At 50.0% G+C, this 25,397-nt stretch carries 23 protein-coding genes; 5 read left to right on the forward strand and 18 right to left on the reverse strand.

The genetic code is table 11. The features are described 5' to 3' along the window. Positions 1-7 precede the first annotated feature (7 nt). On the forward strand, positions 8-1,267 hold the full coding sequence (locus B9D94_RS24550; RefSeq protein ID WP_006208203.1) for a Tle-like phospholipase domain-containing protein: 1,260 nt from the start codon (positions 8-10) through the stop codon (positions 1,265-1,267). 32 nt (positions 1,268-1,299) lie between these two features. Continuing rightward, positions 1,300-1,572: a hypothetical protein gene (locus tag B9D94_RS24555; RefSeq protein ID WP_006208202.1), complete on the forward strand. Its 273-nt coding sequence runs from the start codon at positions 1,300-1,302 to the stop codon at positions 1,570-1,572. 100 nt (positions 1,573-1,672) lie between these two features. Here the strand turns inward: B9D94_RS24555 and folE are convergent, their stop codons facing one another. The 9 genes from folE to B9D94_RS24600 form a co-directional block, all read right to left on the reverse strand. Continuing rightward, positions 1,673-2,266, reverse strand: a complete 594-nt coding sequence (gene folE / locus B9D94_RS24560; RefSeq protein ID WP_006208201.1) for a GTP cyclohydrolase I FolE — start codon at positions 2,264-2,266, stop codon at positions 1,673-1,675. 121 nt (positions 2,267-2,387) lie between these two features. Beyond that, entirely contained in the window at positions 2,388-2,624 is a 237-nt protein-coding gene (locus B9D94_RS24565) for a YneF family protein (RefSeq protein ID WP_006208200.1), read from the reverse strand. 143 nt (positions 2,625-2,767) lie between these two features. Beyond that, positions 2,768-4,621, reverse strand: coding sequence for a tRNA epoxyqueuosine(34) reductase QueG (gene queG / locus B9D94_RS24570; RefSeq protein WP_148248198.1), 1,854 nt, complete (start codon positions 4,619-4,621; stop codon positions 2,768-2,770). A 40-nt stretch (positions 4,622-4,661) separates the two neighbouring features. Beyond that, the gene (gene lepB / locus B9D94_RS24575) at positions 4,662-5,264 is read right to left on the reverse strand and encodes a signal peptidase I (RefSeq protein WP_006208198.1); all 603 of its coding nucleotides are present in this window, start codon (positions 5,262-5,264) and stop codon (positions 4,662-4,664) included. A 202-nt stretch (positions 5,265-5,466) separates the two neighbouring features. Further along, positions 5,467-5,889: a GNAT family N-acetyltransferase gene (locus B9D94_RS24580; RefSeq protein ID WP_148248200.1), complete on the reverse strand. Its 423-nt coding sequence runs from the start codon at positions 5,887-5,889 to the stop codon at positions 5,467-5,469. 435 nt (positions 5,890-6,324) lie between these two features. Next, entirely contained in the window at positions 6,325-7,413 is a 1,089-nt protein-coding gene (locus B9D94_RS24585) for an efflux RND transporter periplasmic adaptor subunit (protein WP_006208196.1), read from the reverse strand. Between the two features lie 33 nt (positions 7,414-7,446). After that, a complete protein-coding gene (locus B9D94_RS24590) occupies positions 7,447-8,775 on the reverse strand; it encodes an ABC transporter permease (RefSeq protein WP_006208195.1) in 1,329 nt (442 codons plus the stop codon). A gap of 14 nt (positions 8,776-8,789) precedes the next feature. After that, positions 8,790-9,560, reverse strand: coding sequence for an ABC transporter ATP-binding protein (locus B9D94_RS24595; RefSeq protein WP_036638752.1), 771 nt, complete (start codon positions 9,558-9,560; stop codon positions 8,790-8,792). A 27-nt stretch (positions 9,561-9,587) separates the two neighbouring features. Further along, on the reverse strand, positions 9,588-12,158 hold the full coding sequence (locus B9D94_RS24600) for a hypothetical protein (RefSeq protein ID WP_036638750.1): 2,571 nt from the start codon (positions 12,156-12,158) through the stop codon (positions 9,588-9,590). A 305-nt stretch (positions 12,159-12,463) separates the two neighbouring features. On the opposite strand from B9D94_RS24600, the gene B9D94_RS24605 reads away from it, so the two are divergent. Continuing rightward, a complete protein-coding gene (locus B9D94_RS24605) occupies positions 12,464-13,072 on the forward strand; it encodes a superoxide dismutase (protein WP_006208191.1) in 609 nt (202 codons plus the stop codon). 98 nt (positions 13,073-13,170) lie between these two features. Here the strand turns inward: B9D94_RS24605 and B9D94_RS24610 are convergent, their stop codons facing one another. The 6 genes from B9D94_RS24610 to B9D94_RS24635 all read right to left on the reverse strand — a co-directional run bounded on the left by B9D94_RS24610 (position 13,171) and on the right by B9D94_RS24635 (position 19,694). Continuing rightward, on the reverse strand, positions 13,171-14,406 hold the full coding sequence (locus B9D94_RS24610) for an MFS transporter (RefSeq protein ID WP_036638746.1): 1,236 nt from the start codon (positions 14,404-14,406) through the stop codon (positions 13,171-13,173). A 59-nt stretch (positions 14,407-14,465) separates the two neighbouring features. Next, positions 14,466-15,608 carry an A/G-specific adenine glycosylase gene (mutY, locus tag B9D94_RS24615; protein WP_006208189.1) on the reverse strand — a complete coding sequence of 381 codons (1,143 nt, stop codon included), beginning with the start codon at positions 15,606-15,608 and terminating at the stop codon, positions 14,466-14,468. A 26-nt stretch (positions 15,609-15,634) separates the two neighbouring features. Then, positions 15,635-16,027 carry a holo-ACP synthase gene (acpS, locus tag B9D94_RS24620; RefSeq protein ID WP_006208188.1) on the reverse strand — a complete coding sequence of 131 codons (393 nt, stop codon included), beginning with the start codon at positions 16,025-16,027 and terminating at the stop codon, positions 15,635-15,637. A gap of 256 nt (positions 16,028-16,283) precedes the next feature. Continuing rightward, positions 16,284-17,093, reverse strand: coding sequence for an NAD(+) synthase (gene nadE, locus B9D94_RS24625; RefSeq protein WP_148248202.1), 810 nt, complete (start codon positions 17,091-17,093; stop codon positions 16,284-16,286). Positions 17,094-17,207: 114 nt separating this feature from the next. Further along, positions 17,208-17,642 carry a BrxA/BrxB family bacilliredoxin gene (locus tag B9D94_RS24630; protein WP_006208186.1) on the reverse strand — a complete coding sequence of 145 codons (435 nt, stop codon included), beginning with the start codon at positions 17,640-17,642 and terminating at the stop codon, positions 17,208-17,210. A gap of 327 nt (positions 17,643-17,969) precedes the next feature. Then, the gene (locus B9D94_RS24635) at positions 17,970-19,694 is read right to left on the reverse strand and encodes a two-component system sensor histidine kinase NtrB (protein WP_036638743.1); all 1,725 of its coding nucleotides are present in this window, start codon (positions 19,692-19,694) and stop codon (positions 17,970-17,972) included. A gap of 215 nt (positions 19,695-19,909) precedes the next feature. Between B9D94_RS24635 and B9D94_RS24640 the strand changes: the two genes are divergently transcribed. Continuing rightward, a complete protein-coding gene (locus B9D94_RS24640) occupies positions 19,910-21,187 on the forward strand; it encodes a BaiN/RdsA family NAD(P)/FAD-dependent oxidoreductase (protein ID WP_148248204.1) in 1,278 nt (425 codons plus the stop codon). Between the two features lie 80 nt (positions 21,188-21,267). Here B9D94_RS24640 and B9D94_RS24645 read toward each other — a convergent pair whose 3' ends face one another. The 3 genes from B9D94_RS24645 to B9D94_RS24655 all read right to left on the reverse strand — a co-directional run bounded on the left by B9D94_RS24645 (position 21,268) and on the right by B9D94_RS24655 (position 24,706). Further along, positions 21,268-22,533, reverse strand: coding sequence for an ABC transporter permease (locus tag B9D94_RS24645; protein WP_148248206.1), 1,266 nt, complete (start codon positions 22,531-22,533; stop codon positions 21,268-21,270). Positions 22,534-22,547: 14 nt separating this feature from the next. Beyond that, positions 22,548-23,282 (reverse strand): ABC transporter ATP-binding protein, encoded by a 735-nt coding sequence (locus tag B9D94_RS24650; protein WP_082834290.1) that lies wholly within the window; start codon positions 23,280-23,282, stop codon positions 22,548-22,550. An 86-nt stretch (positions 23,283-23,368) separates the two neighbouring features. Continuing rightward, positions 23,369-24,706, reverse strand: a complete 1,338-nt coding sequence (locus B9D94_RS24655; protein WP_148248207.1) for an MFS transporter — start codon at positions 24,704-24,706, stop codon at positions 23,369-23,371. Between the two features lie 213 nt (positions 24,707-24,919). Here B9D94_RS24655 and B9D94_RS24660 point away from each other — a divergent pair, with 213 nt between their 5' ends. After that, positions 24,920-25,387, forward strand: coding sequence for a MarR family winged helix-turn-helix transcriptional regulator (locus B9D94_RS24660; protein WP_006208179.1), 468 nt, complete (start codon positions 24,920-24,922; stop codon positions 25,385-25,387). Positions 25,388-25,397: the final 10 nt, after the last annotated feature.

Raw genomic sequence — 25,397 nt, forward strand, 5'->3', positions numbered from 1 at the left:
ACTCATCATGGTCAATGATGAAACATATAACATTTTATCCAGATTGGCATACAAGGATCTAAAAGAAGGCACTCAAATTGAAGATCTTCCACAATGGGAGGTTTTAGAAAATACTAAAAGCTATAAGTTGTCAGGATTTGATGCTGTCACTTTTGTGAATAGAGATACTGGGGAAGCGGTCATTGCATACAGAGGGACAGAGGGAGAAGCACAGTTATCAGCATCTATACCTGATTATGTAAGTGATGTTGGAATTGGAATTGCGGAACTCAAAAGGAAAGCTGAAATTGAAAGACCATTTGAGGACCATCTAACCAAATTTGAGGATGCGGTTGGAATTAGCAGCATCAACGATTGGCTCGGCGAAACTTCAAGAAAGCTTGATAAGAATATGAATATTCTGGGTACCAATCAGATGTACCAGGCGGAAGACTACGCTAAAGAAATGCAGGAAAAACATAAAGATCTAAATTTTTCTCTGACAGGTCACTCACTCGGCGGTGCAAATGCACAATATGCTGCTGCTTATACAGGTATGACAGCTGTGACTTTTAGTGCCCCCTCTGTTATTGGGAGTCTGTCTCCGGAATTTAGAAGAAAAGCCGAGGATGGGGGGTTCGACTCCCAGATTATTAATTTTGCGCATCCAGGTGATATTATTGCCAGTGGCACTTTGGGAGGTTATGACGGCCACGTAGGCTCTACCTATTACATAGACTCTAGTTACCAAGATGCTAACGATGGGATTAGCATAAAAGAAAAAATTGATAATACACTAGGGGGTCCGAATTATCATCAGCTTGAACGATATCAATTCGAGAATGGGTATATTTCCAACCCTCTGTATGACGGCAGCTCTGACAAGTCTATCGAGTCTCCCCGAGTCCCATCAGAAAGCATGCTCTTTGATGGGTTGAGGAACATGATACTTGGAACTGCAGGAGCCTTATCTCCATTCTTGGGCCTAAATAGAGATGCTGCAGGCAGTTCCTCCAGCACCATCCAGGTCACCCCTGCCGAGCTCCGAAGCGTGGCCGAGAAATGGAGAACACACGCCCAGCAAAGCGATGCCGAAGTTCAAGGAATCAGGCAGCGTCTCGCTAAGTATATGTATTCCAGTCACAGCAGACGCCTCCAGCCGATTGTACAGCAACTGGATGCATCCATCATGTCGATGAGCGAGTGGCATTTACAGCATACCACGGATATTGTTCAGTACATTAAATTTAAGGCTGATCTATTTGAGCGGACAGACAACATCGGGTAAACATCTATAAGAAGTGACCGGGAGGGAAAGATATGAGTCGAGAAATTTTGCTGGAACTTGATGATTTGCTTCAAGCAGAACGTGAGCTGTCGGGACTGCTGGCCGCCATCCAGGCTGACGAACAGGAAGCGAAGGTCATGTACGCCCGTCTGCAGGATTGGAAAGGCCAGTCAGCCCATGTTTTACGGGAGCAGATCGAAGCCTTCTTCCTGGAAATGTCCCGCCGGATCAAGGATATCGAGGAACACAAAAGCAACCTCACCCAGTATGTACAATATATGAAACAGGTAGATGGCGCATCATAGGTCCTCATGCTCATCTTGAAGTATTTAAAATATCCATTCATCATACAGCAAAAAAAGGCTTCGCCTCCATGGGCGAAGCCTTTTTCCATTATCCTCATTCTTAGTCTTTGATCAAAGACAGGAATTCCGAACGCTGCGCGGAATCGCTCCGGAAGCTTCCGCGGACAGCTGACGTTACAGTCTTGCTGCCTGGCTTCTTCACGCCGCGCGCGCACATGCACAGATGCTCGCCTTCCACAACGACCATGACACCGTTTGGCTCCAGCGCCTCGACCATAATATCCGCGATTTGCGAGGTGATGCGCTCCTGTACCTGAAGCCGGCGGGTAACCGCCTCTACCAGGCGTGCCAGCTTGCTCAGGCCAGCGATTTTGCCGCTTGGGACATAACCGATATGAACTTTACCGAAGAACGGCGCCATATGGTGCTCACACTGACTGTAATAGACGATATCCTTTACAATAACCAGTTCCTCGTGATTTTCGTCAAATGTAACGCCGAGAACATCCTTAGGATCGACTTCGTATCCCGCAAAAATCTCCTCGTACATCCGTGTCACGCGGGCCGGTGTCTCAAGCAGTCCCTCACGCTCGGTATCTTCACCGATCAGCTTCAAAATCTGCTCTACATGGTACTCGATCTGCTCTCGGTTTTCGCCTACTTTGTTATTTACATAATCTTTTACGCCCGCCACAGTACATCCCCCTTTCCGTCCCAAAAAAAAGCAAACGGTTAACTTATAGCCGCTGTTAGCGGCCTTTTTAAATAGAAATGCCCCTCCGTCCTAAATGTAGACGCGAGCGGGCCTTCTGGCATTATGATTTGCGTTTACGACCTTGACCTTTACCAGGCATTGGCTGATTTTTCATCATTTGCTGCGCACGCTGCATTTGCTTGCCGTTCATGTTGTACCCCATTTGTTTGGCCATCTTCTGCAGCATTTGCGGATCATTCTGCATCTTCTCCAGCTGCTTGCGGAGATAGAATACACCGATGAAAAATCCGCCAACCAGACCCACGATCAATGTAATAATCGGAATGACATAGTTCATCACTTGACCACCTTCTACTATACTAATATTTACCATTTAATGGCGCATATACGAACCTATCATAGCATGTCCTTTTCGACACAGCAAATGAAAATAACGGATACATAGCAGCCAGGCAGTCCCATGATGGCACCTTAGATCCCTTACGACCCTTTCCGGTCAGGCATAGCCCCTTCCAGCGTTAACAAGGTACGTTTAATTTCCGGGCCGCCGGCATATCCAATCAGTGCCCCGTCGGTTCCAATCACCCGGTGGCATGGCACGATAATCGGCACAGGATTTTTGTTGTTTGCACCGCCTACAGCACGCACGGCTTTTGGACGACCGATGGATTCGGCTATATCCTTATAAGAACAAACCGTCCCGTAAGGAATGGATTTCAGAGCTTCCCATACTTGCAATTGGAATGAGGTTCCCCGCATATCCAGCCCAATGTCGAACTCCTTCAGCTCACCTGAAAAATACCGTTCCAGCTGCGCTGTCGCAGGAGCTAACCTCGCCTCGTCCCGCTGGTAACCGCCGTTGCCGGCCCAGGTCCGAGACCACTGCTGGATGACTGCTTCCTTTACATAGAAGCTGCCGAACTCAATCAGACAAAGTCCCTTCTCCGTTGCACAAACCGTTAAAGGTCCGATCGGCGATTGAATTTCGTCATAATACAAAACTTCGGGTCCGCCTTCCGGAATGGCCATAGGCTCTACTCCATGAATGGCGGGGCTCTCCTGTTCCGGCTTATTTCCCTTATCCGGGGAAGCCGGCAACGCGTTGCCACTGGATAAAACTTCTGCCCCGGCTTGCGCCTCAGTTGGGGCCTCTTTCTCATTCGATTCAGGCTTCAATTTATTCAAGGCTTGCTGCAGCATATCTCGTACTTGGGAATCCCCTTCTGATTTCATGCTTTTCTCTAAGTTGTTCAACGCTTCTTCGCCTCCAATACGGCCCAGAGCCCATGCAGCGGTTCCCCGCAGCTCCGGGCGCGGGTCTTTCAGCAGTACTTCGCTCAGCTTCGGTACAGCTGAAATATCTTTAAAGTTGCCAAGCGCGATGACAGCGTTGCGCTGTATCGGCTTTCGGCCGCGCCAAGCGGCAGATGTATCTCCGAACGTTTCCTTGAATTCACGGTTGCTTAAATCAAGGATCGGCAGGAGCAGCGGCTTGGCTTTTTCAGGATCGGGTTTGAAGGCCTCTTGATGAGTCCAGTTCTTGCCCCGATTCTTCGGACAAACAATCTGACAGGTATCACAGCCGTACAGCCGGTTGCCAATCTTGCGCATGACTTCTTCGTCCAGAAACCCTTTGGTTTGGGTCAAAAAAGAAATACAGCGCTGGGCGTTAAGCTGCCCCGGGCCCACAAGCGCGCCGGTAGGGCAAGCATCGATGCACTTGGTGCATTCCCCGCAGTCCTCGGTAACCGGCGTATCCGGCGGAAACGGGATATTGGTGATCATCTCGCCAAGGAATATCCAGGAGCCTAACTTCGGAGATATGATGGCACAGTTCTTAGCACTAAAGCCAATGCCTGCACGCTGGGAAACCGCCCGGTCGACAAGCGCTCCCGTATCGACCATGCTTTCAAGTCTTGCATCCGGTACCCGTTCTCTTATAAAAGCCTCCAGACGGCTCATGGCCTCCCGAAGCACCTGATGGTAATCTCTGCCCCAAGCAGAACGCGCCATAATTCCCCTGTACTTTCCAGGCTCCGATTTTGGCGGGTTGTCCATTTTGGAATGGTACGTTATCGCAATCGCGATTAAGGACATGGGCTCGTTTCCCGGGAGAGCCGGAGTAACCCTCTTATCCAGATCCGGCTCTTCAAACCCGGATTCATAACCTTTGTCCCGATGATTCTGCAGGACTCCCTTCAAGGACTGAAACGGTTCCGCCGAAGCAAAGCCGATATCATCAATACCAAGCTCTGGGGCAACGGATTTCAGTTCCTGTTTGAGCTCCTCCCAAACCGAAGGCGGAGGAGCGTACGAGCCGAGTGTGTAGGTCATTCTCCAGCGCCTCCTTTCCTGGGATGATGTCCATTGGCAGCTACAGCTTTTTGATCTCGGACAGCGGCCAGAATATGAATTCCGCCCTGCCTACAATGTCGCTTTCCTTCACACTGCCAAACATGCGGCTGTCCTTGCTCTTTCCGAGATGACGGTTATCTCCCATAACAAAATACCGTCCCTCCTCGAGGGTAACAGGCTCAAAGCCTGGATCTTCGATCGCAACATCGGTGTATCCTTCCTCCTTGGCCACACCGTTAACATACAGCGTCTGATCCTTTACTTCAATGGTATCCCCTGGAACGCCGACAATACGCTTCACCAAAAACTCCTTCTTGTCTGGACCATCGCTTGGATCCTTAAGCACGATGACATCACCATGACTCGGTTCTGCAAAGCGATACACTACTTTATTAATAAATAGCCGCTCCGATGCTACCAGTGTCGGCTGCATTGATTCACCTTTAACCATGGACAGGTTGAAAACAAACATATTTAGAAGCACCATAATAACAAATGCAATCGTAATCGTCTTTACCCAGTCCCAAAGCTCGGCTGCCCACCCGTTCTTCTTGCTGGGTTGATTCTGTGGTCCGTTGTTCTCGCCATTCTCAGTTGAATCCGGAGGAATCACTTGTCCCATACTGCACCTACCTTACTTCGATTTCGCCTACAAGCTCCGACGGCGGCACCCTCAAAAAAGGTACATTAATAGAAAAGCATATCTCCCAACCATTTGCAACGGCCGGTAGATATGCTTCATATAGAAAAAATGTCGTTTCTTATCTCTGTCGAAGCTTAAAGCCGCCGTTTTACGTGGCAGTATGTACCGCTTAGTCGTTCAACTATTGACCTAGGATACTGAGCTTCTGGAACGACCGCAGGATTTGGCTGGCACCGTATCCCATGGCTTCATAAAATGGCATGGCTGCGGCGTTGTGCTCGTCTCCGGCTACCATAATCCGACTGACCTTACGTGATTGAAAACGCTGTTCCATCGCCGATATCAGAGCCTTGCCAATTCCTTTTCTGCGATAGTTAGGATGAATGGCAATGCGGTAATAACAACCATGATTGCGTTCGATCGTACCAATTAGGGCACCAACGATTTCACCGTTTTCTTCAGCCACCATAATCAGATCAGAGTCCCAAGCGAGCTGTCTGGAGAAGGGCTCCATCGTGTTTTCGTAGCAGTCTTCCGATAAAGCAATCTGTAGTAGCTCGGTTACGGGGGTACAGTCACTCAACTGAAAGGAACGAACATGCATTTCAAAATCTCCCTTTTCGTTAGCATGATGCGGTTTACCCGGTTTACAAAGATCTAGTATTCCGTTAACGCAAACCTGACATTTGTGTTTACTACAAAAAACGCGAAAATCCTGTTTCCTTGTCCATTAAACCACATCTTTCTCGTAAATTCACGAGTTTTCTTCTGTAAGCGCTTTATCTGAAGCGGTTACATTTTTATTGATGGATTTACTTCCATATTTTTGTTGAATGTATGTGCTGTTTCCTGCTGAAAACTGTTAGCGCACTGTAAAAATCAACTCCAATACTTTCTATACATGCTTTTTGTATCTGTACTAATTTTACAAAGCGACCCACTAAATCCTCTGCTTATCTTATTGGGAAGGGTACGAATAGAAAAGCAGCGTCCTCCCGGCTATATGCCGTTAAGAACGCTGCGTAATCGATTTCTATTTTTACTGGAGAACCACGGTATCGCCCGATTTCAGTCCTGACAGGACTTCGATTTTGTCGAGAGTTTGCATACCGGTCTCAATATCCTGACGTTCAATTTGACCGCCGCCCCTATCCACCATGACGTATGATTTACCCCCATCCGTCATGACGGCGAGTTTGGGAACGACAACGGCTTTGTCCTTCCGCTTGGTCACAATGTCTCCGTTAAGCGTCAATCCGCCGATCAAGCGGTCATTCTTAGGCAGCGAGACAATCACCTTGAACTGCGGTGTCTGAGACGTTTGTTTTTCCTGGGCGGTTGCCTCAGCGAATTTGGCCACCTCCAGCACTTTCCCCTTCAGCTTCAAATCCTTGATGGAAGGCATCTTCACCTCAACCGCCATATCCGGTTTAATGTTGAACACCTCGTTCTCCCCTACATATGCCACGAACCGGAGGGAATCCAGATCGACGATTTTACCGATATACTGGTTCGCCGTGACCGATTGCGGCACCTGCTGTGTCGGGTCGAACAGAAACAACCCCGTAGCCGGAGATTGATATGTGGACTTCTTCAGTCTATCATTCAGATCATTCATCGTCTGTCGTTCAATATCATTGTTCACTTCGTCCAGCTGGCTGCTCAGCCGCGCATTTTCCTGGTCTGCCAGCATTTTCAGACGCTCGGCCTCGGTTGCCCCGACTGGCGCGTTATCCAGGTCCTGATTCAGCGTGAATTCCTTCAGTTCCTGCTCCAGCTTCTTCTTCTGCAGTTCGGCCTCTTTCTGCTGAAGCTGCTGGCGGATCGCTGTTTGCTCCAATTTAAAGAGTGTATCGCCCTGCTTGATCTGCTGGCCATTCTCTACGCTCCATGACTCGACCTTCGCTTCAAAAGGGGCGTACACATTCGTCTCCCGTCCGTACTCGGACGTTCCCTTGACCTGCACGGTCGAAGTGATGGTTTCCTCGGTTACGGGAAACGAGATGACCTGGGGTTCTTCCATCATCGGAATTTCAGGCTCTTTCGGTTTCACCTGTCCATATCCCCAATAACCCACCACACCCAGCACAGCCACGATAATTGTCCATTTTATGATTTTTTTGATCATACCGATTTAGCTTCCTTTCCGATGCTCATAATCCTAATCCCGCTTAATGGCAAGGAGCGCATTTGTTCTTGCTGCGCTTATCGCCGGATAAATCCCCGAGAGGATTCCGGTCATCACCGCGAATGCGATGCCGATGGGCAGCGTGCCCAGCGTAACTGCAATCTGCAGCCCCGACATCCCTGCAGAAGCTGTAATGAATGAATTCAACCCGTTGATGATCAAATACGCGAACACGATGCCAAGCAAACCGCCAAGCAAACCGAGCAGACTGGCCTCCACGATAAACATATTGCGGATTTGCGGCATATTCGCCCCCAAGACCTTCATAATGCCGATTTGCCGGCGGCGCTGATGCGTAGACATTGTCATGGCTACAATGATCGAAATGGAGGCCAGCAATAGAATAAATACGCCTACGCCCAGTGCAATCGCCTTGAATGTGTCCAATTGGGAAGCGATCTGATCGCGCATCGCCAGATTGTCGCTTGCATTAAGCGCAAGTTTTGATATCAAATCCTCAAGTGGTTTAATATTCTGCAGGTCATCCACTTTGACCGTTACGCTGTCGTATACCCGCTGCTTGGAAGCCGTCCCATTTTGCAAATTCAGGCTGTCTGCAAGCCATTCAGCCGTATCAAAGGAAACATAGGCCTGCCTGTCGTAGATGGCAAACTGGGCTTCCCGCCCCGTAGGCACATCCAGCACACCCCCTACGTACATCTGCGGACCCAGCAGCTTCTTTTCGTTGTCCATCTGCTCAAGCTGAATGCTTTTGCCGCTCATGTCCGTCACGGTGCCCTCATACATCTGGAATTCTTCCCACAGCTTCGGATTGTTGGGATCGGTATTCATCATATTGGTCAATCTCTCGCTTGTCTCTGCATCCTTCCATCCTGTTGTGGCTCCATAATTGAGGACGACGGCGCCTATCTGCTCAAGCGCACCACCCTCCTTGAACCTGTGTCCCTGCTCTTTGAGTTTGGACAGGTCCACGGCCACTACATTAACACCTTCGCTAATCAGATTGTCGGACGAAATGGATCGGAAATATCCAAGCTGCTTGGTCGCGATAACGGATTTGACATGATTAAAGCCCTGAATCACCTGAACCTTATCATCCGTAAGCAATCCACGCTCCCCACCGGCAGCGCCGCCCCCCTCTCCGGGTCCACTGCTGCCCTGCGGGGTCACCGTAATCTCATCCAGCTTCATACCGCCTATAATCTCGGTCTCCAAATAACCCTGGGCGGCGTTGCCAATGCTGATCGCAACAATGATTGCCGCACATCCAATGGAAATACCGGTCATGCACAGGGCTGTCACTACTTTGCGGCGCTTGATCTGCCCCCATGCCAGCCGCATGCTGTCTAGAATTTTCAGCTGACTTCACCTGCCCCCTCCGAATGAACCTCGACACCGGACGGAAGCGATGAGGCATTAGGCGCCTTAGAGCCTCCTGCTGCGGGTCTCGTGTATTCCTCCGGCTGAACTAAGTAACCGTCACGGAGCATGATCGTTTTTTTCATTTGGGCCGCAACTTCCATCTCATGGGTAACGATGACAAATGTCGTATTCATGGACTCGTTCAGCGCCATCATAATCCGGATGATTTCCTCTTCCGTTTTGGTGTCCAGATTGCCTGTCGGCTCGTCCGCAAAAATGACGGAAGGCTCCGTGATCAGCGAGCGCGAAATACTGACGCGCTGCTGCTGTCCGCCGGACAATTGGGAAGGGTACAGTGCTGCCTTATCGCCAATTCCCGTCATCTCCAGAAGCTCCATCGCTTTCTTCCGGCGCTTGGACGGTGAAACGGACTGAAAAACAAGCGGCAGCTCCACGTTTTCCCGTACCGTCAGGGTCGGAATAAGCTCGTAGGCCTGAAATATAAATCCGATATGCTTGCGCCTAAAGACGGCAAGTTTGTTCTCCCCGTATTTGACAATATCCTGATCGGCAATATAAATATGGCCCTCCGTGGGCTTCATCAGTCCAGCCATCAAGTTGAGCAGCGTCGACTTGCCCGACCCTGAGCTGCCGAGGAGAGCAATCATCTCTCCCTTCTGGACTTCAAACTGGATGTTATGAAGCACCTTTAACACTTCGTTGCCGTTCTTAAAGCTGTGCGATACATTTTCCAAACGCAACATGTTCGCTGTTCCTTTCCGATTCTTAATCTATCTCTCCTCATTCGGATCCACAGTAGGCTGGAATGTCAGATTATAGCTTTGGCTGCCAAGCGTGATTCGCTCATTCTGGAATTCGTCCACAAGGGTCAGGTTAAACCATCCGCCGCGAAGTCTTTTATATTGATCGTCCGTCAACTCGATCGACATAGACCGAGTACCTGGCACCTGGATATCCGTACCTGGCGTAAGTGTGCGCTCCTGTGTCTGTCCCAGCACGTCTTTGATGATCAGAATCAGCTTGTGGCCGGAATCCGCGGCAGTAATACTCTCGCTGCGTTTCACGTCAAACGTGACATTCAGCGAAATGGAAGAGCTGCCTTCCTGCAAATGCCCTGACGCCTTCGTGACGGAGACGTTGTAAGGATACCAATCGAGCTGCGTCAGCCCGGAGCTTGCTGCCGGTCTCACCGGATTCAGCATCAGTTTCTTCACGCCCATCACACCGGTAACGTCTTTCCCCGTTTCCGCAAGCTTGCCGCCGGACATCGCCGTGCCAAGAGCTAGTCCCAGTTCGCCCGATACCCCTTTTGGCACCCTTGCCCAAAAGACAACGGACTGCTTGGACCCTGGCTGTAGCGCGGCTTCCGGCTGAATGGTGTCCGCTTCGTAAATCATTCCGTCCGCGCTCTGGAAATACCCTTTCAGCATGGCCGCTTGCACACGGCGCTGTTCATTGCTGGTCAGCAACAGCTCGGAATAGACAATGTCGGTATCTACCCCCTCATAGATCACGGTCCGTCGCTCCTGCGCATCTGCACGTTTACCGATAACGGTAACCGAGTAGGGTTTTCCCTTCTCCAGCACTTCAATCGACTGCGTGGCTCCTGAAGTGGTTACGGTCAGGAAAGAAGATTTAGCTGTATCTTTCTGGGTAAACAGCTCGAAGCGGAGCGAACGGATGTCCTTGGTATAAGGGATCCGCGCCATGACATACACCTCTGTTGATGACCCGGGGGCAATCAAAGAGCCCTGTTCCTCTGCAATAACCTCAGAGCCGGTCAACACCGTTTTTTCGTCCGATGTGACGTTTGCCTTAAGCTCAGGCAGCGGCAGCGATTTGGATTCCTGAGTATTTCGCAGACGCAGCTTGGCAACAATGAGATCTGTATCCTGCCATGGGAGACGCTGCATGGATACAAGCGTGTAAGCAAATCCCTGGGCAGACTGCGCGCCGTATTCGACACCGATGGAAGCCTTGCGCTCCGTTTGATACGAAATGTCAAAATAGGCAATCGGCAGGGCCACTTTCTCCTGAGCTCCTGACGCCGATTCGCTGCCCGGCTCGGCCGGATTAGCAGGGGTTTGGGTTGAAGGATCATCCCCGGCAGAGGATTCAATCATTTGCAGCTTCAGCTTGTCCTGCTTGAGCTCAAGCGGAAGCGAAATTTCCATCGACATCGTTTTCTCTTCGCCAGGTCGCAGTGTCAGACCCACTTTGTTATCCGGATTGTAAGGATGGAAGGAGCCTTCCGAGGCTTTAATCGCAAAATCATAACCCGGCACTGCCACCGATTTCTTGCCTTTGTTCTTGAAAGACATCTCGATGTTCCATATGCCCTCGCCCCCGGAGGAACGCAGCGAAGCCTGCCTGATTCTGGCTTCAACCGGAATCCCCTTGATCGTCATCTTCTTGGCTGCCCCCGCCGCGATATCCCATTTAGGAGCTGTTGCCGCTGGCAGCTTAAAGGACTCGACCGGCAAGGTGAGCTTCAGTGTGTCGTCGTTTTCGGTCCATAGGAAACGCAAACCGGCCGATTTAAGATAAGAGGGAATTTCCGTTATGTAATATACCAATTTCTTCTCTTTCGGCTGGATGGGTACCCCCTCTGTACCTGCTTCGTGATGAAGAAGGAATGAATTGCCGCTTGCTGTCACCAGATGAGGTTCGAAACCGCGGTCGCTCCACACTTTCCCGCCATGGTTTGTCATGTACATGCCGACTTTGGCTATCACTTTGCCGTCATACTTAATGATCTCCAGCGATTCCGCCTGAACGGTAACCGGCGTACCGCCCAATTGCAGCTTGGTACTCGATCCCGGTGCGGCAGCTGCCGAATAATTGGCAGGCAATCTGTACGTTCCGACACGCTGCAGGTAGCCTTTGGCTTTCGGATTCCATACGTCCATCACCAGCTTCATGCCGGATAAGGAGTTGCCTTCGGTTTTGGCATAGTAGGTCACGCTGAGGCTCTGACCCGGTTCAATCTTCTTCTTGGCAAGATCTCTGGTAATTGGATTAGCAGCTGTCACAGAACCGCCGGGAAGCACCACCTTAGGAAAATAGGATACCAGCCGTGCGGAGCTCTTGCCCCCGTTTTTGTACTTCAGGGTAAACACTGCAACATATGTGCCGTTTTGCTGCCATCCGTCGGCATGCTCCAGCGTTGCCGTAACGTTATTGCCAAGCGTTACGTTCCATGCAGGCACTGCATGATTCTGCGAATTGGATTTCGTGACTTGCGATGGCCCCGTCTTAGCTGCCGCTGCCTCTGCTTGCGGTGCCGCTGCCAGAATTGCAGCCATTAAGACGGCAGTCACTCTGAACTTTGTACTACTCATGTTTTGAAACGACTCCCTTCTACCTCGGCATATCCCTTTCATTGTCCCATGCAGATGTCATCGACTTGTGTCCATGGTCATATATATAACGACAAGTTTCACAGGAAAGTTCTTCATAAATTTTTGCTGATTTATCAGGTCTTTCGGACTTTTCAAACATAAAAGTTGATTTAATCACCCAAAACGGTTTAATATATGTAGTGTAGCCGGATTACATATCTCATTGCTCCGGGATGATAAAGACTTCCTGATGAAGGAAGACCTTTCATCATAACCAAAAACTAAATTTACAGGAGGTTTTTATTATGGCATTTCAATTACCAGCACTTCCTTACGCAAACAACGCGCTCGAGCCTCATATCGACGCACAAACGATGGAGATCCACCACGATCGCCACCATAATACCTACGTAACGAACTTGAACGCTGCGCTTGAGAACGCTCCTGAGCTTCAAGACAAATCCCTTGAAGAACTGATTGCTAACCTTGACGCTGTTCCAGAAAGCATCCGCACAGCAGTTCGTAACAACGGCGGCGGCCATGCAAACCACTCCCTGTTCTGGGAAGTTATCGGACCTAATGGCGGCGGACAACCGACTGGCGCATTGGCTGATGCTATCAACAATGAACTGGGCGGCTTCGATAAATTCAAAGAAGATTTCGCAAAAGCAGCTACAACACGTTTCGGCAGCGGCTGGGCTTGGCTCGTTGTTAAAGACGGCAAATTGGCAGTAACCAGCACACCTAACCAAGACAGCCCGATCATGGAAGGTCAAACACCTGTCCTTGGCCTTGACGTTTGGGAGCATGCTTACTACCTGAACTATCAAAACAAACGCCCTGATTACATCTCCGCTTTCTGGAATGTAGTCAACTGGGAAGAAGTCGGCAAACGCTACGATAACGCGAAGTAATATCGTTTAACTAAGCCGATGCATACAAAAAGGCTGCTTACAGCTGTAGATCATGTCTACCGCTGTAGCAGCCTTTTTTTGATGTCTACGACTATCGTTTAATGGATGCCGGTCGCCGTCACCTTATCGGACTCGTAATAGCGGACTTTGGATGGTGCATAGATGACACCCCATAATACGACCGAGATAAGAACCGCTGCACCTGCACCGATCAGGCAGACGGCCTGTAGTGACCATACATCAGCTGCAAAGCCTAGCAGAAGCGTAAGAGCGATCTGAAGCATCCCTTCCAACATACGGGTCACGCTGGTGAAGCGTCCCATCAGATCGATAGGCACCTGATTTTGAAAGAATGTGGTAAACCCCGCATTGGCATACGAAGAGAAAAAACCAAAAATGATAAATCCGATTACTGCAGTCACAAGGCCGGAAGCTGCATAGAAAATCATATAACCCGCACTCGACAGCAGGACGCCAGCTCCGATAAACATACGCAGCGACAGCCATTTTACCGATAGAGACGCCGCCGCCGAGCCTGCCAAATACCCTGCTCCTGCTACACTTATAAGCAAACCGTAATCCTCATCTCCGAGCAGCAGCACTTGTTTAATGAAGGTTGCCTCCTGGGAATCGAGCGCAAATCCGAGCAGCATCGCGCATTGAAACAACAGGTAGACCAGCATGAAATATTTCGCGGCTTTGCCGAAATCAATGACAGCGATCCAGTCCTGAAGGAGTGTCTTCATCGTGATGACATTCCGTTTGCTGCCATCCAATTCCTCCCCATCCACATCGGGAAGAAAGTAAATGACCAGTGCGCAGATAAAGAATGATACCGCATTAATAACAATGCTGATTCGAATATCCGTATAAGCGATCAATAGTCCAGATATAGCGGGACCCAGCAGTACGGCTCCGGAAGTAGTAAAGCTGGACCATGCATTAAACCGCTTTCGTTCCTCTGTCGGAATCAACTTCGTGACATAAGTCATTGAGGTAGGCCCGAAGAAGGAGCCCGCCACATTTATCAGGAACATGATGATATAAATCCCCCACACGGAGGACATAAAAGGGATTGTGGCAATCAGGACACCCCGAATAATATCGGTTGAAATCATAAGCTTGCGCTTATTCATCCGGTCAATGATGCTCCCTGCCCACGAGTTAGTCAATAAGGTTGCAAGCGGCCGAATGATGAACAATCCAGCCACGGCAGCAGGAGAGCCTGTCATATGCAGCACAAGCAAATTGATCGCAACCAGATAGATCCAGTTCCCGAGATTGGAAACCCCGATACCAAAAATGTACAACAGCGCATTCTTCCAGCTATGCAACAGCTTCACTACTCCTTATGCGGTTTCCTTCTATACTTCTCCTAGGAAGGAGAACAGCTTCAAGATGAGAAATACGAATGTAAAATACGGATGAACACGTTCGGGAACGCGTAGCGTTCCATGTCATGCACGTGAATCCAGCGGAATTGCTCGATGCCCGTCTCATACGCTGCTGCGCTTTCTGCGGCTTGCAGGGAAGATATCGGCGCATCCTGCCATGTGCAGCGGTATACCCCCATATTCCAATGAATATGGCTAAAGGTATGCTCCGCGTCCATCACATGGCCGATTGGCAAAACCGGAATCCCTTCCTCCAGCAAAGCGCCTTGCAGATGGCTCATAGCCGGCTCCTCGGGCATCACAGCCGGGTTTGCCGATGCCGGCACAATGACATGAGGCAGCTCCCACATTCCTGCCAACAGGCCGGTTGATGGCCGCTTGCGGATCAGAATTTTTCCTTCGTGCACGCCCGTACCCTCTACGATGGCTGTAAGGCGATATTCAGGACGAGGGGGCTTCGCCTTTGTCTTAATCGGAAGGGACTCCTCCTTGCCCTCATACCGTGCCGTGCAGTGCTCCATGACCGGGCACACCAGACATTTGGGCGACTTCGGCGTACAGATTAATGCCCCCAGCTCCATCAGTGCCTGCGTAAAATCCGATGCTCGTCCCTCAGGGACCAGAGTAAGCACCAGCTCCTCCATCTTGGTACGTGTCTTCACTTTCATAATATCTTCTTCAATCAAAAAATAACGGGACAGCACGCGCATCACGTTACCATCCACCGCGGCCGCGGGAATGTTGAATGCAATGCTGCGAATGGCGCCTGAAGTGTAAGGACCGATGCCTTTAAGTCCCGACACTTCGTCTTTACCGCTTGGCATAACGCCACCATACAGCTCCGTTACTTGCCTTGCAGCAGCCTGGAGATTGCGTGCCCTGGAATAATACCCTAGACCCTCCCAGCATTTCAGCACATCGTCCTCCGGTGCATCTGCAAGCGATTGGATCGTCGGGAACCGCTCGATAAACCGATGAAAATATGGAATAACCGTATCCACCCGGGTCTGCTGCAGCATAATTTCCGATACCCAAATATAATAAGGATCGCGGTGTCTGCGCCATGGCAGATCCCTTTTATTCACCTCGTACCAATCCAATAGCTCCTGGCTGAAATATCGTTTAAGTTCTGTGTTATACATCTATATAAATCCCCTTCATAACCTTACTATAGTGTCTCAACAACCGCGAAGGCCGAAGCCAGCTCTGTCTGATGCGAAATCGTCAAATGAATCGTGTAATCGGCAGGTTGGTCAATTCCAAGGCGTGTCCAGGCTTCCTTGGACAAAGTGGCGATGGGTTTCCCGAGGCCATTTGGCAGCACTTCAATGTCCCAGAATCCGATCAGGCGACCGATTCCGCAGCCAAAGGACTTAGATATCGCTTCCTTGGCAGCAAAGCGCCCGGCAACAAACTCCGTCCGTTTAGCTCCCTTACGGGCAGCGATTATCCGCTCTCCCTGTGTAAGTACACGTTCCATGAATTTCTCTCCATGCGGGCCTGTCATCAGAATGTCCATTCGTTTCATGTCCAGCACATCATGTCCAATTCCGTAAATCACATCTTCCGCTCTCCTTCACTAACCCGTCTTCCGTCCATAATCAAACTCACTACTATATTGTATCAGTCGATGTACGTCAACGCGAGACTGTCGTGTTACAACAACATGAAATCATTCAATTTGTGTCATTTCAAATTTTATCTGTTTAGACGGTTCAAGCCGCATCCTGATGGGGTGTGGGGGCCCGAATATAAAAAAACAAAAGCCTTCTGGAAGGTAATCCCCCAAAAGGCTTTTTGGCCTGAAAATCGTTATATTAAATTCCTGGAATCGTGTTGCGCTTGTGAGTGGTTTTTACGTAATAACTCTCCAGTTTCTCCTGAACTTCAGGATTGATTGTCTTGCCCTCCAAATAGTCACTGTTATCATCGTAGCTGATTCCGAGCTCTTTCTCATCCGTCTGTCCTTCCCATAGCCCAGCGGAAGGCGCTTTGTCCAGGATCGATTGCGGTACTCCCAAATAGGATGCAAGCATACGGACCTGACGTTTGTTCAAGGAACTTAGCGGCGTGATGTCCACTGCTCCATCGCCCCACTTGGTGTAAAAGCCGGTGATGGCCTCAGACGCATGGTCAGTCCCGACAACAATCAAATTCTGCTCAAACGCCAGCGCATATTGCACCACCATGCGAACTCTGGCTTTTACGTTGCCTTTGCCGGGAACACTGATATGTTTATGAACACCAATATTTTTCAGACCATGCTCAACCTCAAGAGCAATCTCATTTACAGCTTCCTCGATATTGGTCTCCACGGTATGCTTCAGATCGAAGGCTTTGGCCGTAGCATAGCTGTCGGAAATATCGGCCTGTTCACCGAATGGCTGAAATACTCCAAGTGTTTTGTATTCCTTGCCAGTCTCCTCGGTGAGCTCGTCGGTTGCCCGCTTGCACAGACCCGCTGCCACAGCGGAATCGATCCCGCCGCTAATAGCGATCAGCAGCCCCGAAGTGCCTGAGTTTTTCACATAATTTTTCAGAAAATCAACCCGTTTGCTGACCTCTTCCTCCACATTAATGGTTGGTTTGACACCCAGTTCAGCAATAATTTGTTCTTGTAGGCTCATGATTCAAAGACTCCTTTCAGTATGCTCTCTCTTTCTTAAGTACGTAACATATACAACAAAAGCCCCGCGGCTTCGGAATATGCCGAATGCTTCGGGGCCTATGTAACTGCCAGCTTACTGGCAGTAGCGATTGAATGCGTCGGACAAATCAGCCGCAATTTCTTCTGCGGAACGGTTCTCCACTTGGTGACGCTCAATAAAGTGCACCAATTCCCCGTCCTTCAGCAGAGCAATCGATGGTGAGGATGGCGGATACGGAGCAAAATACTCACGGGCTTTTGCCGTTGCTTCCTTATCCTGTCCAGCGAATACGGTATACAAATGATCCGGCTTCACTTGGTTCTCAAGCGCTATGGCTACACCTGGGCGTGCTTGCCCTGCAGCACATCCGCATACGGAGTTTACAACAACCAGTGTTGTACCTTGCGCATTTGGCAGCACTTCCTCTACCGCTTCAGGAGTTGTGAGCTCCTTGATTCCCAAACTGGTGAGTTCATCCCGCATCGGTTGAACCATATCGCGCATATATCGGTCAAAAGACATACCCATAACTGCTTCACTCCTTATATAAACAAGATTGTTCGAATTATAACAGCTCATCGATATCTATATTATACAATCCTAAAGAGTGAAAGCAAGAAAATACAAAACGAGCAGCATCACAAAATGGGATACCGCTCGTCTTTAACTGTTTCCGGTGGTTTAAACTAGGTAGCAGGATAGTTGGCCCCATCCTTTTTCTTGTCAACGATGGGTTCGCCACGACGATCCTTGTTTTCGCGCTGCTGCTGCTCCTGCTGTTTCGAATCATTTTTACTCATCCGAATCCCTCCTTTGCCATTAGCTCTGCCTTATGATGCCTATTCATCCTCCTAATTATTCGGACGCGGCAGCGCTTTGGGATTCCATTAAGCCCTGAGGGTACGAGCGGACAGAAAATGAGATAATGAACACCGTTCCCTCGCCTTGCTGTGACTTCACATCGATCGTTCCATGATGCCGCTGAACAATGCTCATACACAGGGCGAGCCCAAGCCCCGTTCCCTTACTCTTCGTGGTGTAGAAGGGCTCAAACAAACGCTCCAGCTCGCTCTCCGACATGCCCGTTCCGGTATCTGCCACATACAGCTGCACCTGGTCCCCTTCGATCCTGGTTTCAAGGGTCAACGTTCCTTTGTCATCCATAGCCTCCATGCCGTTGCGACACAAATTCAGGATCAGCTGTTTCATCTCTTTAGCATTCAGGTGCAGCTTGGGTACATGGGTTCCGAGCTTCAGTTCAATGCTCTGTCCACGCAAGTTCGCGTCAGCCCACAAGAGCGGGCTCAGCTCATGGATAATATCATGAAGATGACAGTCTTCCTTCTCGGCAGCCCGGTTCTGGGCCAGAGACAAAAAGTCATTAATGATGCCATTGGCACGGTCCAGCTCCTCCATGACGATCCGGTAATAGTGATCGAGTGTCTCCGGGCTCTTCTCCTTCATCAGCTGCAGGAACCCGCGAACCACGGCCATCGGATTACGAATTTCATGGGTAATGCTTGCCGCCATTTGGCCAACCAGGCTCAGTCGTTCTACATTAATAAATTCGGTTCGAAGCTTCTCAAGCTCCGTGATGTCTTCCATAACACCCACCGCACCCAAGATGTCGCCTTTCTCATTATGTATAAGCGGATAAATGCCCGTTGAATAAACTCGCGTTGGGCTGCGCATAATCTCGCCGGTGCTTTCAATTCCCTCCATGGCCTTCAGAAACCGGTTGCGGAGATGTTCCTTCTGAATCATACCGTCCAATAAATCGAACAGCGGTCTTCCAATCACATCTTTGGACGTCAAATTCGGAAACACACTCCTGCAACTGCGGATAAGAAGTTGGTTAAAAGCGATGATGTTCCCTCTTTTATCCACGGCCACCATTCCTAAAGGGATCATCTCTATTATTTTTGTCAAAGAGATCATTTCTTCACTCTTCACGTCATATTGGCCTGAGGCCAGACGCTCGCTGGTCAGCTCGATCCAATACACAATCATGCCGGAATAAAAGATGCCAATCAGCATATAGAGTATGGTCACCAGGATTGTATCCGGATTCAGGTGATCATTATTAACCTTTCCTTCAATGGCATGAGAGGCTACAATGATCAACATAGCCGGAATCAGTGCACTCCACAGCCAGCAGATCTTCTCGGTCTTGGAGCCTTTCTTGAAATTGGAGGAAATCCAGGGCAGAAGCGAGTAAACCAGGACCAGTACATTGAGGATGAAGTCGATCATCGACCAGCCGTTTATCAGCCCATGGCTTGTCATATACAAGACGGCAAGACATAACCCTGAACTTCGACTTCCATATAATATGCCTAAAAATAACGGGATCACGCCAAGATTGATCGGAACGTAATATTCGTTCATCGCTGAAATCAGGACGCAGAGTACGGTGCTGACTCCGCTCGAAATTACGATATGCTTGTGAAATCGAAGCAGATCATTCGGATTCTTCTTGTTCAGCCACTTGAGATGTCTGTCGAGGAGAAGGGGTAGATGAAAGATGAGTGTACCAGACAGCAAAACTTGCAGCAAAATATCCTTCCATAGGCTCAGCACAGTGATCAATCACCTCAATTGGACAACGTGTCTAATATTTCTGATTAAAACACAGGCGACATCATTTTACAATATCTTGTAAGTTCCTGTTGAAGCAACAGAAAACCCCGTCTTACGTCCTATTCATGAGGTTTGGGTTAATTCGCGAATACCTATATAATTATAATAAGATTCATCTATTCATTGATATAACCTCAAAGGAGCTATGAGCAAACATGCTTGATTATGATATTATCGTCGTCGGCGGTGGACCTTCCGGATTGATGTCCTGCGTAGCTGCAGGAGAAAGAGGAGCTTCCGTTCTGCTGATTGATAAAGGGGATAAACTGGGCCGCAAGCTGGGCATATCAGGCGGTGGAAGATGCAACGTGACAAACGCCAAGGAACAGGATGAATTGATAGCCAACATCCCGGGCAACGGTCGTTTTTTATATAGCGCTTTTCAGCACTGGAACAATCGGGATATCATGGCCTTCTTCGAGGGACTCGGCATCCGGCTCAAAGAAGAGGACAATGGGCGCATGTTCCCTGTGACGGACAAAGCATCCAGCGTAGTGAATGCCTTGATTAGCAAAGTGAAGGAGCTCGGAACCGATATCCGGACGAACAGTCCGGTTAAAAGCGTTCTGTTCGAGAACGGCCAAACGGCTGGAATTCAATTAAAATCCGGGGAAGTGATCAAATCCTCCTGTGTCATCATAGCCACAGGCGGTCAGTCCGTTCCTCAAACAGGCTCGACCGGGGACGGTTATCCTTGGGCGGAAGCAGCTGGCCATACCATTACTGAGCTGTACCCCACTGAGGTCCCTATCGTCTCAACCGAGACGTTCATCGCATCCAAAGAGCTGCAGGGTTTGTCGCTGCGTGATGTTGAGCTTTCCGTCTGGAATCCCAAAGGGAAAAAAGTGATCGCTCATCGGGGAGATATGCTGTTCACCCATTTCGGGGTGTCCGGCCCGATCGCTCTGCGCTGCAGCCAATTTATCCGCCAGGTGCAACGGAAGTTCGAAATCGTGAACGTGGATATGGCAATTGACATGTTCCCTGATCGCTCGCAGGCCGAAATCGAGGCCGAGCTGAAGGAGCGCTTTGAGGCTGAGCCCAAAAAGAGTATTAAAAACGTTCTTAAGGGTATGCTGCCGGAGCGCATGATTCCGCTGCTGCTATCCAAATCATCTATCGACAGTGACATGATCTGCAGCGGTTTATCCAGAACTGCACTTACGTCCCTTGCAACCATTTTGAAAAAATTTGCGTTCCGAGCTTCAGGCACCCGGTCGCTGAAGGAAGCCTTCGTGACCGGAGGCGGCGTCAGCCTTAAGGAAATTCAGCCGAAAAGCATGGAATCCAAGCTCATGCCCGGCCTGTTTTTCTGCGGCGAGATTTTGGATATTCATGGATACACCGGCGGCTATAATATCACGGCGGCGTTCGCAACGGGTTATACCGCGGGCAAGCACGCCGCGGAAGCGGCAGCGTATAACAAGAACTGATCCAATGGTATTGGAAATTACGAATAAAGCACGAAGCGCGCCAGTATGCCCTTTCCTACCCGGGTCATACTGGCGCGCTTTTATTCATCTTGCTGATGCTTATCCTCCCTGTACATCGGCCATGACATCAATGATGGTGCGATCATGACTGCCGCAGTCGTCAATGCCAGCGCGGCCAGCCATCCGACTCCCCCCTGAAACAGCGTGAGCCCTGCCACCAGGGAATACAAAAATGCCGGGAGAGCAAGCAGCGTTCTAACGGCAAGAATACCTGCAGAGCGGTGCTGTTCATTCGTAAAGGGAAGCACGTGCATAAATTCAGCCTTCGCGAACACGGCCCACCGTGTATTGAGCCAATACGATATCATCAGCACAAGCGCGATATACACAACGATTTTAATGATCAACGGCGGGAGCCATACGGCCGGAATGCCAACCAATGTAATCTGAATATATAATGTCAAACTCTCAGGGTGACGCAAAATCGCTTTTAACCCTGCATCGGCAAGCCTCTTCTCCGCTGTGCCCTTGAACAACCGGCCGGACTTGCGCATAAACCAGGTCTTGCTTCGCACACTCGGCGGTTTGCCGACAGCTTGAACCAGCAGCTTCTCGGTCAACTGGATGCGGGTCCTGGCATCCTCCCTTGTATCCGCCATAAAGGTTCCTTGCATGGCAAGACGCCTGCGGCTCAGAAGAATTAATACAATCAGCAGAATGACGACGATTGTCCATAAGACTGCATAAACCTCAAGCCACAAGGATACAAGCAGCGTTAGTAATCCAACGGAAAGCCAGCGAACCGTATAAATCATCAGGTGCTGCCGCCACCCTTTGCAGCTTGAGCGAATCATCCCGGCCCATAGATTCGTACACCAGGCACAGACAACCGTAATCACCAGCAAGGTTATCAAGGTACCCCCGATAATTTCATGTTCCCTGACCAGGATTGGCAGGGCAAGCAGGGTAAACGACAGTCCCTTTAGCGCTGACATAGCATGGCTGTATGCCATGCCTCTGATCAGCAGCCCCTTCATCCATTCCCGCTGCTGGCGGAGAAACAATACGTCAGCCTCTTCGAGGAACAGCAGCACTCGGCCGGAGAACATAAAGAGCAGGATGACAACCACCGCTTGGAGGGGCAGGAACTGTGCCCACCCTGGAAGGGGGCTTGTCCACAACTCACGGTATAACCCGCCTCCCAGAAGCAGGCCTGGAATCAGAATGTAGATCATCACGATCCAATCAACCACGGTCGCCAAGCTTTTACGTTGATAGGTCCAATGTGCAAGCACCCTTCTCCAGAAGAGCGCCCCCGGATGGCTAAGCTGCTGTGAGCGATTCATACCCATCCCCTCCCTCATGTCAGCGCATCGAAGCAGTCAAACAACGATGCGCCTGGAAGTCCCGCGGCCTCACGGAGATGATATAGCGTGCCTTCGGAAACAATCCGGCCCGCGGATATGAGCACAAACCGATCACAAATCTTCTCTGCGGTGTCCAGCACATGCGTAGACATCAGCACACCGGCACCACGGCGTCTCTCCTCCAGCAATAAGTTCAAAAAATCGCGAGTAGCCCGCGGATCCAAACCGATAAACGGCTCGTCTACAATATAGACATCGGGCTTGGAGAGGAAGCCGATCATCAGCATCATCTTCTGCTTCATCCCTTTGGAGAAACCTCCCGGCAGTTCGTTCCGTACAGTCTCCATTCCAAACTGCCGAAGAAGCTGTTCGGCCTGCTCTTCGAAATGGTTGTCATCCATTCCGAATGCAGCAGCAGCCAGGTCCAAGTGCTCCCACAGCGTTAAATCCTCGTAGAACACAGGCTGCTCGGGTACGTACGCATATCGGGGAGGATCACCCGCAATCCTGACATCAGCCTTGCAGTCCTTCAAGAGCCCTAACACCGCCTTGATGGTTGTGCTCTTTCCGGCACCGTTCGGCCCGATCAAGCCGAGCAGTTCACCGGGAACCACTTGAAACGATATTTCGTGTATGCGGGGTCGGCCAGGTTCGTACCCGGCTTCCTGAATGTCTACTTCCAGCACCGGCTCGGCCCCGCGAATGTTCTCCAGAATCCTATCCTGCATCCTAACACCCCATCCATTCATTCTATTTCCATTATTACGCAGATGGACAAGGATTAGTTGCAAGCACCGAAACTTTCTTTGTGGTTTTACATTGTCGAGGGTTCAGGTACCATAGGGACTGCGTTCAAGGAGGCAGAGGCTTCGTCCTTTCTTTCAATCCTTCCCTTGAACAGGAGTAGTACGCCTCCCACTGCAGCAGTTCCGAGTCCTGCAACAATATATGTTGGAACAGCGCCGATTCCCGTGATAAGCGCACCACCGATAGTAGGTCCGACAATGGCCGCGCCGCTTGTAAGGCTGTTGACCGTTCCGAATACACGGCTGGTCATATGCTCCGGCGTTCTTTTCATGAGCAGCATCTGGAAAGGAACCAGCACGAATCCTCCACCAGCGCCCGCCAGAAAGAATGAACCGAACAGCACCACGCTCTGCAGCAGATGCGGCATCTTTGTCACTACAACTACGGCACATACGGCGAAGACCAGACCGGCTGCGGTAGCGCCGGCGCCCATCTTGGCAAGAGTGCTCCAGCTCAGCTTGCGGACAAACATGGCTGCGATTAAAGTACCTAAACCGCTGGCGGAAATACAGTAACCAAGCAGATCCTCCGATACATTAGGAATCAGCCGGAACAGGGTCACGATCTGGGAGTCGGCCATCTGCAGCACCAGCACTACTGCACATATCGTAACAACTCCTCCCAGCAGCAGGGGGATGCCATAAATCAATTGCAACCCTTCACCGATCTCCTTCAAAAAGGATTTCTGCTCGCCCTGACCAGCCCGCACTCCATGGTGCGACTCCCCGGTCAGGCCTTCTTGTTTAACGATCTTTCGGCCTGGAACACCGAGCAGAAGCAGCGCCGATACCACAAAAGCGCCTGCATCAATGATGAAGCATAACTGTATGCCGAACAGAGCCATCAGCAATCCGCCCAAGGACGGCCCGATAATTTTGGACATTTGCTCAATCGAAGAACTGATCGTAACCGCCTGATCGATATGCTTAGGATCTACAATTTCTTTAATTTTGCCGCTCTTGGCAGGAGAGAACAGAACATCCATCAGTCCCTTAACGATGAGCAGAACATAAATTTGAATTAAATTTCCCGCCAACAAGACTCCCAGCAAAATGAAGACTCTCACAACATCCGAAATGACCATGATCTTTTTCCGGTCATACCGGTCGCCGATCCAGCCTGCTATCGGTCCTCCGATCAGAACAGGAAGCGCCATGCATAACGTCATAGCGGTAATTTCCCATGGCGCGGCTTGCCACTTCAATCCGACAAGCGTCAGGAGCGCGATGATATACAGCCATTCGCCCATGTTGGACACCAGCTGAGACCCCATCAACAACATATAGTTCCGATTGCGGAGCAGCGGTTTAAATCCCTCTGATTCTACGGTTTGTACTTGATTCATTCTCCCACCCTTTTCTTCCCATTCGAATAATTTCATTATAGAATCGGCATTCAGGGAACGTATCAGGCTTAAGGCGTAGTTGATACCGGAGCTGGAGAATGAAAATGTTTCGGCAGCATTGTGACAAATCACATGTTGAAATTGTTCATTTAAGCGTAATCTTAGATTTGAAGTAATTCAGGACATGAGTCCATATCAAAGGCGGGAGAATGTATGAAGGTATTACATGATCGCGATACACAGCTTGCTATGCACCTGTATCGGGTGTTTGCCAAGTCATTCAAGAGCGTCAACGAACATGTCGTGAATGGCAGCAAAATCGAAGGCTTTAACCCCACCTCTTTTGCCGTAATGGAGGTGCTGTTCTACAAAGGCCGCCAGCCTATCCAGCAGATCGGCGCACAGTTGCTTCTGCAAAGCGGGAATGTCACCTATGTGGTTGATAAGCTGGTTGCAAAAGGATATGTTCGCCGCAGGCCCTGTCCCGAGGACAGGAGAGTCATCTACGCCGAACTGACTACTACCGGAGAGCAATTGATGCAGAAGCTGTACCCCATACATGAGCAGCACATCCAGCATGCGCTTGGCGGACTGAACGAAGAAGAGAAGCAGCAGCTGATCAGCCTTCTCGCCAAAATGGGAAAACATGCGGAGCTGGCGCAATTGATCGTACGACAGTAAGTGCAAAACG

The organism is Paenibacillus sp. Cedars (genome assembly GCF_003184205.1).
Classification (GTDB): Bacteria; Bacillota; Bacilli; order Paenibacillales; family Paenibacillaceae; genus Paenibacillus_AQ; species Paenibacillus_AQ glucanolyticus.